This is a genomic window from Halomonas sp. BC04 (assembly GCF_000568385.1).
The window spans coordinates 1-11,132 of sequence record NZ_AZQX01000012.1; the positions used below are offsets into that span (position 1 = coordinate 1).

The 11,132-nt window shown below is 63.3% G+C and carries 11 protein-coding genes and 1 pseudogene; 1 reads left to right on the forward strand and 11 read right to left on the reverse strand.

Going from position 1 to position 11,132, the window contains the following annotated elements; translation table 11 throughout:
* Positions 1-117: 117 nt before the first annotated feature.
* The 10 genes and pseudogenes from moaB to Q427_RS01185 form a co-directional block, all read right to left on the reverse strand.
* Positions 118-639, reverse strand: a complete 522-nt coding sequence (moaB, locus tag Q427_RS01140) for a molybdenum cofactor biosynthesis protein B (protein ID WP_043510334.1) — start codon at positions 637-639, stop codon at positions 118-120.
* Positions 636-959, reverse strand: coding sequence for a DUF1244 domain-containing protein (locus tag Q427_RS01145; protein ID WP_043510336.1), 324 nt, complete (start codon positions 957-959; stop codon positions 636-638). Before Q427_RS01145 ends, moaB begins: the two co-directional genes overlap by 4 nt.
* 95 nt (positions 960-1,054) lie before the next feature.
* The gene (locus tag Q427_RS01150) at positions 1,055-2,092 is read right to left on the reverse strand and encodes a formate dehydrogenase subunit gamma (protein WP_043510337.1); all 1,038 of its coding nucleotides are present in this window, start codon (positions 2,090-2,092) and stop codon (positions 1,055-1,057) included.
* A 9-nt stretch (positions 2,093-2,101) separates the two neighbouring features.
* The gene (gene fdh3B / locus Q427_RS01155; protein ID WP_043510338.1) at positions 2,102-2,716 is read right to left on the reverse strand and encodes a formate dehydrogenase FDH3 subunit beta; all 615 of its coding nucleotides are present in this window, start codon (positions 2,714-2,716) and stop codon (positions 2,102-2,104) included.
* Positions 2,717-2,744: 28 nt separating this feature from the next.
* A pseudogene (locus tag Q427_RS35045) lies at positions 2,745-5,595 on the reverse strand (molybdopterin-dependent oxidoreductase).
* A gap of 19 nt (positions 5,596-5,614) precedes the next feature.
* A complete protein-coding gene (locus Q427_RS01165; RefSeq protein ID WP_043510339.1) occupies positions 5,615-5,821 on the reverse strand; it encodes a twin-arginine translocation signal domain-containing protein in 207 nt (68 codons plus the stop codon).
* 100 nt (positions 5,822-5,921) lie between these two features.
* On the reverse strand, positions 5,922-6,554 hold the full coding sequence (locus tag Q427_RS01170; protein WP_043510341.1) for a TorD/DmsD family molecular chaperone: 633 nt from the start codon (positions 6,552-6,554) through the stop codon (positions 5,922-5,924).
* A gap of 3 nt (positions 6,555-6,557) precedes the next feature.
* Positions 6,558-8,282 (reverse strand): 4Fe-4S dicluster domain-containing protein, encoded by a 1,725-nt coding sequence (locus Q427_RS01175; RefSeq protein WP_043510342.1) that lies wholly within the window; start codon positions 8,280-8,282, stop codon positions 6,558-6,560.
* A 129-nt stretch (positions 8,283-8,411) separates the two neighbouring features.
* Entirely contained in the window at positions 8,412-9,005 is a 594-nt protein-coding gene (locus Q427_RS01180) for a DUF3306 domain-containing protein (protein ID WP_155833416.1), read from the reverse strand.
* Complete coding sequence (locus tag Q427_RS01185) at positions 9,002-9,502, reverse strand: DUF3305 domain-containing protein (RefSeq protein ID WP_051496027.1); 501 nt, start codon at positions 9,500-9,502, stop codon at positions 9,002-9,004. Before Q427_RS01185 ends, Q427_RS01180 begins: the two co-directional genes overlap by 4 nt.
* A gap of 95 nt (positions 9,503-9,597) precedes the next feature.
* Between Q427_RS01185 and Q427_RS01190 the strand changes: the two genes are divergently transcribed.
* Positions 9,598-10,437 carry a formate dehydrogenase accessory sulfurtransferase FdhD gene (locus Q427_RS01190; protein WP_043510343.1) on the forward strand — a complete coding sequence of 280 codons (840 nt, stop codon included), beginning with the start codon at positions 9,598-9,600 and terminating at the stop codon, positions 10,435-10,437.
* An 8-nt stretch (positions 10,438-10,445) separates the two neighbouring features.
* On the opposite strand, the gene Q427_RS01195 is transcribed toward Q427_RS01190, so the two are convergent.
* Complete coding sequence (locus Q427_RS01195) at positions 10,446-11,078, reverse strand: helix-turn-helix domain-containing protein (RefSeq protein ID WP_043510344.1); 633 nt, start codon at positions 11,076-11,078, stop codon at positions 10,446-10,448.
* Positions 11,079-11,132 lie beyond the last annotated feature (54 nt).

An 11,132-nucleotide genomic window follows, 5' to 3' on the forward strand; every position in this document is an offset into this window, starting at 1 on the left:
CAGCGTGGTGAGTGCGGCTCTATCGGTTGCAGCTCAGCCATGTTGACCCGGCCGGGTATGACCAGGTTGGCCTGAACGTGTAGAGAGTTGCAGGGCTTGTGACGGCTGTCGGTGGTCTCAAACATGCTGGCCTCGCTCGGGTATGACCAGGTTGGCGAAGTTGCAGGGCTTGTGACGGCTGTCGAGCTGCTCTGCCAGCAGGCCATCCCAGGCGGTACGGCAGGCACCGCTGGAGCCTGGCAGGCAGAAGATCACCGTGGCATTGGCCAGGCCGCCCAGGCAGCGGCTCTGGATCGTCGAGCTGCCCACGTCCAGGAATGAGAGCTGGCGGAACTGTTCGCCGAATCCTTCGATGCGCTTGTCCAGCAGCACCGACACGGCTTCAGGCGTCGAATCGCGACCGGTGAATCCGGTGCCACCGGTGGTCAGGATGACCTGAATGTCCGGATCGGCAATCCACTCGGATACGACGGCGCGGATACGGTAGATATCATCGATCACGATCCGACGCTCGGCCAGCCGGTGACCCGCCAGCTCCAGACGTTCGGCGAGCAGGGCGCCGCTGCGATCGGTGTTCAGGTCCCGAGTATCGGAGATGGTCAGTACCGCTATCGTCAGCGGTATCATCGATTCGCTCATGATCCTTTCTGCTCCCGCTTGCGGGCCTGGTGGGCCTCGAAGGCAGCCATCTGTTCCGGCGTGGCCTTCTGCTGATAGAGGGCCTTCCACTCATCGTAGGGCATGCCATAGACGTACTCCCGGGCAGTTTCGTAGTCCAGGTCCGTGCCACGTGCCCCGGCCGCCGAAACCAGCCACTTGGAGAGGCAGTTGCGGCAGAAGTCGGCGAGAATCATCAGCTCGATGTTCTGCACCTCCTTGTGCTCGTCCAGGTGCTTGAGCAGGCGACGGAAGGCCGCGGCCTCCAGCTCGGTGCGTGTGTTGTCGTCGAGATGCTGCATGGCGTGTCTCCCTGCGTCATGGTGGTGTTCGCAAATGACGTCAGCATAACAAAAGACACCGCTCGCAGGCGGTGTCTCCGGCAATCGGCTGCTGGCTATGTCGATCGGCCGGCGGTCTCGTCGGTAGTCGGCTCGTCACTGGCCAGCGTTTCCTCGCCGATCGCCTGATCCTTGACCTCCTCGTACCAAAGGTTGTGGTGGTCCTTGGCCCAGGTTTCATCGACGTAGCCGGTGGTCATTCCCTCCAGCGATCCCTCGGAGCCGATGGTGCCGATATAGATATGGCCCAGGGCCACTGCCGTCAGGCCGAGCGCGCCGATGCCATGGATGATGTTGGCCCACTGCATGGTGTCCCGACTCTGACCATAGTTGGGAAAGTCGAGCACCAGGCCGCTGATGATCACTGCCAATCCAACCGTAGCGAGCAGCCAGAACCATAGTTTCTCGCCGGCATCGACATGTGCCTTGCCGACCATGCCGCCTCCCTTCTTGAACCACTCCAGATCGTGCTTTCTGGGCCAGTTGTGCTTGAGCAACCGGGCAAGCAGCACGATCAGCAGGATTCCGAACAGCGGTCCAAGGTAGTTATGGGCGATTTTCGAGGCGGAGATCATCCCGCCCCACACGGCATCCCCGAGCAGGGGGCGAAAGACGAACTTGCCGTAAAGCAGGTTGAGCCCCGTCAGCGCCAGTACAATGAAGAGGGTGGCCACCGTCCAGTGAAGCGAACGCACCATCAGCGGCCAGCGCGGCAGCTTGCGGCCTGTGCGTGGCGCGCTGAGCTCCTTGCGTCCGACGATCACGTAGAACACCGCGATCATCGCCAGCATGCCGCCGATGGCGATCAGACCAAAGGGTGAAACCCAGCGATTGCGCAGCTGCCGCCAGGCCTCGCCACTGGCATTGATCAGGTTGTAGTTGGTGTCGAATCGGGTATCGCGGTAGTTGGCATCGGTTTCGCCGCTGCGCACCTGGCGCCAGGTGTCCGGTGAGACGCCACCGACGGCGGTGGCCGCCTCCCGCTCTGGATCAGCCTGGGCCAATACCGGCTGGGTGACGCCCAGGCTGACCAACAGCACCAGGGCCAGGGCCACCATCCGCCAGAGGCCGGGCCATGCTTGGGATACGAACATGGTGCCTCCTTACCCCTGGCGGGTGGCGTCATAGGCGAGATTGTCGGCAGCCGCCTGAGGGTTGCCCGACCAGGCCCCGTCGGGATGGCCTCGCTGTACCACCCGCTGGCGGAAGATATCGGCCACGGTCTGGGCGTCGCCGGCCAGCAGCGCCTTGGTGGAGCACATCTCGGCACACAGGGGGAGTTTGCCTTCCGCGATGCGGTTGGCGCCGTATTTCTCGTACTCCTCCTCCCGGGAGTCGGCAGGGCCGCCGGCACAGAAGGTGCACTTGTCCATCTTGCCGCGTTCGCCGAAGGCGTTCTGCTTCGGGAACTGCGGCGCACCGAAGGGGCAGGCGTAGAGGCAATAGCCGCAGCCGATGCACAGGTCCTTGTCGTGGAGAACGATACCGTCGTCGGTCTTGTAGAAGCAGTCGGTGGGGCAAACCGCCATGCACGGGGCGTCATCACAGTGCATGCAGGCCACCGAGATCGAGACCTCGCTGGGTTCGCCGTCGTTGAGGGTGACGACTCGGCGACGCTGAATGCCCCATTCGACATCGTTGGCGTTCTTGCAGGCGGTGACGCAGCCGTTGCAGTCGATACAGCGCTCGGCATCACACATGAATTTCATCTGGGCCATGGTGGTCTCCTTGTCCGCTGTCGGGGGCTCAGGCGCGCTCGATCCGGCAGATGGTGCATTTGGTTTCCTGCATCAGGGTCACAGGATCGAAGCCATAGGTGGTGGCGGTGTTGGCCGCCTCGCCCAGCACGTAAGGCGCAGAACCTTCCGGATAGCGGTCATGCAGATTCTCGCCCTGGAAAATGCCGCCGAAGTGGAAGGGCATGAAGGCCACGCCGCGTCCCACCCGTGGGGTGATCATTGCCTTGACTCGTACCCGGCCCCCCTCGGCGCCTTCGACCCATACCGTGTCGCCATCGCTGATGCCGAGATCATTGGCATTGGCCGGATTGATCTCCACGAACATCTCCTGCTGAAGTTCGGCCAGCCACGACATGGAGCGGGTCTCCTCGCCGCCGCCTTCGTATTCCACCAGACGGCCCGAGGTGAGAATGATGGGGTATCGGTCGCTGTTGTCACGATCCTGGATGCTCTTGTAGAGCGTCGGGAGCCGATACAGCGACTCGAAATCATCCCAGGTGGGAAAACGTTCCACGAGGTCGCGGCGGGTGGTATAGAGCGGTTCACGATGCTTCGGCACCTGATCGGGGAACGTCCAGACGACGGCGCGCGCTTGGCATTTCCGTAAGGCGCGCAGCCATGCTCGATGGCAACCCGCTGGATGCCACCGGAGAGATCTGTCTTCCAGTTCTCGCCATCTGCGGCCTGCTTCTCCTCGTCGGTGAGGTCGTCCCACCAGCCGAGATCCTTGAGCAGTTGGTCGGTGAACTCGGGGTGGCCGTCATCGAGCTCCGAGCCCACCGGCGCCGAGCCGTCAGCCAGCAGAGAGATACCGTCACGCTCGATGCCGAAGCGGGCGCGAAAGCCCATGCCTCCTTCCATTACCGGCACGCTCGGGTCATAGAGGTTGGGTGAGCCGGGATGGGCGAACTCCGGCGTGCCCCAGCAGGGCCAGGGCAGGCCATAGTAGTCGCCATCGGCAGGGCCGCCTTCGGCGCGCAGGTTCTCGAAACTGAAGGTGTGCCAGTTCTGCTGGTGAGCCTTGAGACGCTCCGGACTTTGGCCGGTGTAACCCACGGTCCACATGCCACGGTTGATTTCGCGAAGGATATCTTCGATCAGCGGTTCCTTGCCGTTGACCTCGATATGGCGGGTGAGCTCGTCGGCGAAGCCGAGCTTCTCGGCGAACAGGTACATGATCTCATGGTCGGGACGGGCTTCGAACAGCGGCTCGATGACCTTGTCACGCCACTGCAACGAGCGGTTGGTGGCGGTGACGCTGCCGTATGTCTCGAACTGAGTGGCCGCCGGTAGCAGGTAGACCCCATCCCGACGGTCATGCATGACTGCAGCCACGGTAGGATAGGGATCGACGATCACCATCATGTCGAGCTTCTGCATCGCCTTGCGCATTTCGGGGCCGCGGGTTTGGGAGTTGACCGCATGGCCCAGTAGAACATCGCCTTGAGCGAGGTGCGCTGGGAAATACTCTCATCCTCCTCGAGGACGCCGTCGACCCAGCGCGAAACGGTAATGCCGTTGGTGTGCATCGGCTTGCCATCGGCATACTCGGTCTGGTCGAAGCGGTTCTTGATCCAGTCGTAGTCGACGTCCCACACCCGTGCCCAATGCTGCCATGCCCCTTCGGCAAGGCCGTAGTAGCCGGGGAGGTTGCCGGAATCGAGCCCCAGGTCGGTGGCGCCCTGGACGTTGTCATGGCCGCGCAGGATATTGGCGCCGCCGCCCGACTTGCCGATATTACCCAGGGCCAGCTCCAGAATGCAGTAGGCCCGGGTATTGTTGTTGCCGGTCGTATGCTGGGTACCGCCCATACACCAGACGATACAGCCCGGTTTCTTGGTGGCGAGCCGCTGGGCTACGTCCCGCATGGCGGCCTCGGGCACGCCGGTGACGTTCTCTACTACCGCAGGGGTGAAGTTGGCCACTTCGGTGCGCACCTCGTCCAGGCCGTAGACCCGCTGGTCGATGTACTCTCGGTCTTCCCAACCGTTCTCGAAGATGTGCCACAGCAGGCCCCAGATGAAGGCGACATCGGAGCCGGGACGGATGCGTACGTGAGTATCGGCCTTGGCCGCGGTGCGGGTGAAGCGGGGGTCGGCGACGATGATGTCGCAGCCGTTGCGCTCCTTGGCCAGCAGGAAATGCTGCATGGCGACCGGGTGCGCCGCGGCCGGGTTGGAACCGATGAACAGTATCGACCTGCTGTTGTGCATGTCGTTGAGCGAGTTGGTCATCGCTCCGTAGCCCCAGGTGTTGGCCACCCCGGCCACGGTGGTGGAGTGACAGATACGGGCCTGGTGATCGGTGTTGTTGGTTCCCCAGAGAGAGGCGAACTTGCGCAGCAGGTAGGCCTGCTCATTGTTAAACTTGGCAGATCCCAGCCAGTAGATGCTATCGGGGCCATGTGCCTCGCGTAGCTTGAGCAGCCTGTCCCCGATTTCCTCGATGGCATCATCCCAGCTCAGCCGCTGCCACTCGCCGTCGACCAGTTTCATGGGATATTTCAGGCGGCGGCTGGAGTGGCCGTGCTGACGCAGCGAGGCACCCTTGGCGCAATGGGCTCCGCGGTTGAAGGGGTGGTCGAAGGCCGGCTCCTGCTTGGTCCAGACACCTTCCTGGACCTCGGCATAGGTCCCACAGCCCACCGAGCAGTGGGAACAGATGGTACGTTTCACCTCGGCCGGCGTATCGAGTACTGGTGTCTTTCCGCCGGCTTCAACCGGACGCATCATGCCGTGGCCCATGAAGCCGGCTGCAGCAAGCCCGCCGGTGGCGAGGCTGCCATGCTTGAGGAACTGGCGGCGGGAGATGCCGAGCCCTGCCGGGCGAAGATTGTCTTGCTTGCGAGTCAGACGCATGGGGCGATCCTCCGACAGCTCAGTCGCGCAGGGTGGCATAGAAGGCGCGGATGTGATCGGTCTCCCGGTAGTTCCGGGCTGCTTCGTTGTCATCATCCTGGGCAGGCGGAGTATCTGCCTGGGACAGATTGACATGACCGATGACGGCCGCCGTGCCGGCCAATACGCCTCCGGCGCCCAGGGTGTGCAGGAAGCGACGGCGTTGTGAGTCTTGGAGCTTGGCCATGTGTATTTCCTCGAGAGCTACGGTCATTGTGATTGTTATCGTCCGGGGCCGTTTGACGGCTTTCTTACGTTTCGTCCCGTCTCGGCGGAGCAGAACAGGCTCAGGGTGGGGATTCCATCAGCCGCACTGGTGATACATGTAATGGGGGGATTTCCCGGCGCTCCTGCTCGATGAAGTGAAGGCCCAGGCGTCCCGTACAGGCGTAGAGAGCCGTGTCGACTCTTGCCAGGTCGGCCAGACAGCTCTCTGCCCAAGGCGCCAGATGGGTCTGGAAAAATGTCATCTGGTCGGAGGAATTCGCGTCAATCAGGATGGCCATGACTTCGCAGAGGGCCGCCAGGTGGTCCTCGGGATCGCGGCTGGATTCCGCCCTGCCGATACCAAGTCGCCGCAGGTCGCGGCGAACGGTTACCAGGGGCTCATCCATCAGGGTGCCGTGCAGATACCAGGAGGCGTAGGGAGTTATTTCGCCCTGGATCACTCCGACAAGATGACGGAAATGAGCCTGTGCGGCGGTATCGGGATCGCTAGCGGCTGCCGCCATGGCCAGTTCGTTCCAGCATTCGGCCAGTGGGCCGCTCTCGCTCTCGCCCTCACCTTCGAGAGAGGCGAGAAACCCAAGCAGGTCACGATCCGGTGGGGCCAGCAACAGACGTGCCAGCAGCCGATAGATGTCAGCACGCAAGGCATCCTGTTCCGAGGGCGAGGCAGCGGCAGTGTTTGACGGCACCATTGGCTACACCTTGAGTTGAGCTTCGGGGTTCCGGGCCAGTTCCTGCCAGACATCCCGCACCCGGCAGTCCTCGCACATCTCGAGGCGCTTCATGGCCTCGCCGGCGAAATAGGGATGGTCGGCCAGCTTTTCCTTGATAGCGGCAATGGTGCTGGCCGTGGCGAAGGGCTTGGCACAACGGATGCACTCGAAGGCCGGCTCCTCCTTGAGCACTTGGCGTTCAGTGCGTGCCGACGTGGGCAGGAAGCCCGGCACCAACTGGACGACCTGCTCGGGACAGGCGGCCTGGCATAGACCGCACTGCACGCAATCGGCTTCGCACAGACTCAGGCTGGGGGTCTTGTCATCACCACCGGCGAGGGCGGGGGTGGGGCAGACCGCCACGCAGCTCATGCATAGGGTGCACCCGGCCGTAGCCACCTTGATGCCGCCAAAGGGGGCCCCGAGCGGCATCGCCTGGCGTACTTCGCGCGGTTTTCCCAGGGCGGCGAGGCGGTCGATCACGGCGTTGAGCCGTTCGCGCTTGCCGCTGGCGGTTGTCTCACCGGCGTTCTCACTGACATCGCGCGGCGGCAGGCCGGGTTCTTGGGGCAGGGCATCGCGACCTGCGGCATCATTCGCCGCGATCCAGGTAATATATCGGCGCGAGTGGCCTAGCGCCCCAAGGAGAGCTCGGGCCTGGGCAAGCTGGTCATCGAGCAGACGGCTCACGCTTGCCGGCAGCGTGTCGCACGCCTGCAGACGTACCTCGGCCGCACCGTCGGCCAGGGCCGAAAGCCACTGTTCAAGGCCGGCCGCGCCGAGTTCTTCCAGTGGTACATCGAGTACATGACCCGCTGACTCGTCGGCTTCACGCTCCAGGGTCTGGCGGCCGATGAAGCGCACCACGGGATGGTGACCTCCGGCCTCTGCATAGGCGGCGAGCAGCGCGGTGACATGCTGCTCGAGCGGCACGGGGTGGGGCAGGCGATACTCGATCGCACCGGTGGGGCAGGCGCTGGTGCAGCTGCCGGCGCCGTGGCAACGATAGGGATCGATCTCTATCCAGGCCTCGATACGCCCTTGCCGGCTGGCAAGGGCATCCGCCGGGCATACGTCGAGGCAGCGGGTGCAGCCGCGTCTCCCGCGACTGTCGTGGGCGCATAGGTCGTGGTGGACCTCGAAGAAGCGTGGTTTCTCGAATTCGCCGGTCATCTCCGGCAGTTCCTCGAGTGTGCTGTCACAGGCCGGGCTTCCCCAGGGCACGGCAACGTACCCCGGAGGTGGTAATTCCAGCGCCAGTTGCGGCGGAGTGCCGAGGTCAAGGATAAGGTCGAAATGATCCCGCGAGAGGCTGGCTCGTGCCAGGTTGGCTCCGGCTCTCTCCAGCGGCAGTGTCACCGTGAAGCGGCCCAGGTAACCCTCCAGCCGTAACTCGTTGGCACTACCGAGGGTGAAGCTGGGAAGGGTGGCGGTCGTCTCCCAGAGCTGCTCAAGATCCACTGTCTCGCTTTCCCCGATATCGCTGCGTTCGGTCACCAACAGAGTGATGGAGGAGAGCCGATGCAGGAGCCTGGCTGCGGCGCGACGAGCATCGAGTTCATTGCCGAGAATGAGGAGATGGCCTCGACTATCGTAGCCAATGGTATCGGGAGCGAGATTGGCCGGCCAGGAGACGCGGCCTCGTGCTGCCCGGCGAGCCGAGCTGTTGCGCTCGTCGTCCAGGCGGGTCAGAGCAATGGAAGTCATCGGCGCCTCAATGGGTCAGGCATTGTCGTTATTATCTGTCGTACTGCCGTCTCGTCACGTCTTGAGCAGTCTGGTTGAAGTTTTTGGGCAGGGCATATGCTCCCTTCGTAGTAGAGGCCGATTCAAGACTCATGTACGAGAGCGGGGCGTCTCGGTATTGTCACAGTCATCGGGGGCGTGGCGCTCCTCGGAAGCGCTTGCTGCTGCGGGAGGCACGCCAACGTTGTCGCGCTGCTCCATATCGGATTCGTCGGGTGCCTCGTCCAGGGCTTCCTCGAGATGCTGGCCCAGTTGGCGTGACCAGTGCCGTAGCTTTTCGGCGCTCTCACGGGCCAGAGGGCGCAACTGGCTGTAATCGTCGTCATAATCGTCCAGCCCATCGCGGACGTTATAGTTGCCGGTGGCATAGAGTTGGCGCAGCGCTCGACGTCTGAGTGCCGGACTGACGCCTTTCTGCAGGAAGGCGGTAAAGTCGCTTCCCGCCTGGAGCGTGTCGGGGTCCGGCAGAGTCTCGTCAAGGCTGCCGGGGAGCGGGTCGTCCTCAGGCAGCGATGGCGGTGCAGGCGCTTCTGGCTCGCTGGCCTCCGGAGGGCTGTCGTCATGGACTTCGTCTTGCGCGGATACGATCGGCGCATCCTCCGGAGAGGGAGCCTGCATCGTCCGGCCAAGCTTGCGCCGTGACCAGCGTTCCAGACGGTTCAAGTCATCGGTGGAATCGGTCATGTGTCGTTCCGGCCTGCCTCGGGCAGGAGCGAGTCGATTCGCCGAGTCTGCTCTCCTTGGGACTGGTCCTCTTGCCCGGTTTCCCTTGCACGCCCGGCTCCCTTGCGCTTCTTCTTGCGTTCCTCCACCGGCGCCTCGCCATGTCGGGAGAGATATGCCTCGATCCAGATCTCGATGGCCAGTGGCATGGGGGCTTCCAGCACCTGCTGTTCGCCATCCATCCAGCTTGCCGCTACGTCCTGACTGGCAGTGATGGCGGAGGGGTCCGGATCGCGACCGGTGAAGCCGGCGCGGACGAATAGCTGCGGGTTGCCTGAGGCCAGATTGAAGCGGTAGGCGGCACGCTCCGTCAGAGTCAATTGCAGTTCGACTACCAGGGGCCCATGGCTGCCGGGGGCGATATCGGCAATACCCCATTGCGTCAGCGAGAAGCCTTTAGCTCGTTGGGACTCGGCCGCAAGCGTCATACTAATGGGACGCAGATTGTCGCGACTCATGGAGGACGTCCTCTCGTTCCAGTGGGCATGCAGACAGTAAGGCCGGAGGATGCCATCATGGTCAAGTCGATCCGGAGGTAAAGGAAGCTCCCCTCATGAGTCAATTGAGCCGCAGCCACGCTCGCCTACCCACCATACTCGAGGTCGAGATCATCGATGAGTATGGGGAATCGCGCCAGCAGGCGATCGCCGCCGAGCGCTCCCTGACCCTCTATCTCAACAAGCGTGAAATCGTCACCCTGATGACCCTGGGTGCCGACCCGGAGGCGCTGGTGGTGGGGTATCTGCGTAACCAGGGGCTACTCCAGAGCGCAGAGGATCTCCAGGCGGTCCAGGTCGACTGGGACGTGGAGGCGGCCGCCGTCGTGACCCGGCGGCTGCCGGACGACATGGAGACCAGGCTGGGGCAGCGCACCGTGACCACCGGCTGCGGGCAGGGCACCGTCTTCGGGCGACTGCTGGATTCGACTTCGCTGACACGCTTGCCCGAGACGCGACTTTCGCAGTCGGTGCTCTATGCACTCCTCGAGCGACTGGGTGATTACAACGAGACCTATCGCAGCGCGGGAGCGGTCCATGGCTGCGCGCTTTGCCACCAGGCCGAGGTGCTGGATTTCGTCGAAGACGTGGGGCGGCATAACGCAGTGGACACGCTCGCAGGGCGCCAGTGGCTGGAAACCAGCGAGACCCGGGACAGCGACATCTTCTATACCACCGGAAGACTGACCTCCGAGATGGTGCTCAAGGTCGCCCAGATGGGTATCAGCGTCCTGGTGTCACGTTCCGGCGTCACCCAGAAGGGCGTGGAGCTGGCCGAGCGCTTCGGCGTGTTGTTGATCGCCCGGGCCAAGGGGCGTCACTTCCAGGCGATCAATGCCGAGGCGAGGTTGGAGCTGGATGACATGCCGGTACGGCGCCCGGGCGACCGTCGGTAGCGCTGCACTCAGGTGGTGTCCCCGTGGGTACAGACCGAGAGCACCACGGCATCCTCCGCGCTGGTCGAGACCAGCGCGTGGCCCATGTCACTGTCGAAGTAGATGCTGTCCCCGTGGACGAGCTGCAACGGTTCGTAGAACTCAGTGTAGAGGCAGATCTCTCCTTCCAGGACCATCAGGAACTCTTCGCCGTCATGACGCACCCATTCGCTGAACTCGTCGAAGCTGCGTGCCCGCACGATGGTCTTGAAGGGAATCATGCGCTTCTGGGCCAGCTCACAGCTGAGCAGTTCATGTTCGTAGGTAGGGGTTGGGTGGTGTTCGCCCTTTCCCTGCCGGGTCAGGTCGCGGCGTCCCATGGTGCGAGGCTGGGCGCGAGGCGGCGTGAGCAGCTGTGGCAGGTCGATGTCGAGACCGTTGATCAGCTTCTGTACGGCGGTAAAGGTGGGTGATATCTGGTTGTTCTCGATCTTGGACAGGGTCGAGCGGGCCAGGCCGGTGCGCTGGCTGACATCCTCCAGCGTCCACTGGTTGGCCAGGCGAAGCTCCTTGAGGCGTTCGCCGAGACGTAGTGGTTCCACGAAGGGCTTGCGACCGGATGCAATACGCAGCGCGGCCTGCTGATCGGTGGTGGCTGGCATGGGCAGGTTCACTATAGGAAACAAGTTTCTCCAAAGCGTACCATAATTGGCGCG

Excerpts from the sequence above, each read along its gene's own strand:
- Q427_RS01195 (WP_043510344.1), bottom strand. The coding sequence starts at position 11,078 with ATGCCAGCCACCACCGATCAGCAGGCCGCGCTGCGTATTGCATCCGGT.
- Q427_RS01145 (WP_043510336.1), bottom strand. The coding sequence starts at position 959 with ATGCAGCATCTCGACGACAACACACGCACCGAGCTGGAGGCCGCGGCC.
- Q427_RS01150 (WP_043510337.1), bottom strand. The coding sequence starts at position 2,092 with ATGTTCGTATCCCAAGCATGGCCCGGCCTCTGGCGGATGGTGGCCCTG.
- Q427_RS01170 (WP_043510341.1), bottom strand. The coding sequence starts at position 6,554 with ATGGTGCCGTCAAACACTGCCGCTGCCTCGCCCTCGGAACAGGATGCC.
- Q427_RS01175 (WP_043510342.1), bottom strand. The coding sequence starts at position 8,282 with ATGACTTCCATTGCTCTGACCCGCCTGGACGACGAGCGCAACAGCTCG.
- Q427_RS01180 (WP_155833416.1), bottom strand. The coding sequence starts at position 9,005 with ATGACCGATTCCACCGATGACTTGAACCGTCTGGAACGCTGGTCACGG.
- Q427_RS01165 (WP_043510339.1), bottom strand. The coding sequence starts at position 5,821 with ATGGCCAAGCTCCAAGACTCACAACGCCGTCGCTTCCTGCACACCCTG.
- Q427_RS01190 (WP_043510343.1), top strand. The coding sequence starts at position 9,598 with ATGAGTCAATTGAGCCGCAGCCACGCTCGCCTACCCACCATACTCGAG.
- moaB (WP_043510334.1), bottom strand. The coding sequence starts at position 639 with ATGAGCGAATCGATGATACCGCTGACGATAGCGGTACTGACCATCTCC.
- Q427_RS01185 (WP_051496027.1), bottom strand. The coding sequence starts at position 9,502 with ATGAGTCGCGACAATCTGCGTCCCATTAGTATGACGCTTGCGGCCGAG.
- fdh3B (WP_043510338.1), bottom strand. The coding sequence starts at position 2,716 with ATGGCCCAGATGAAATTCATGTGTGATGCCGAGCGCTGTATCGACTGC.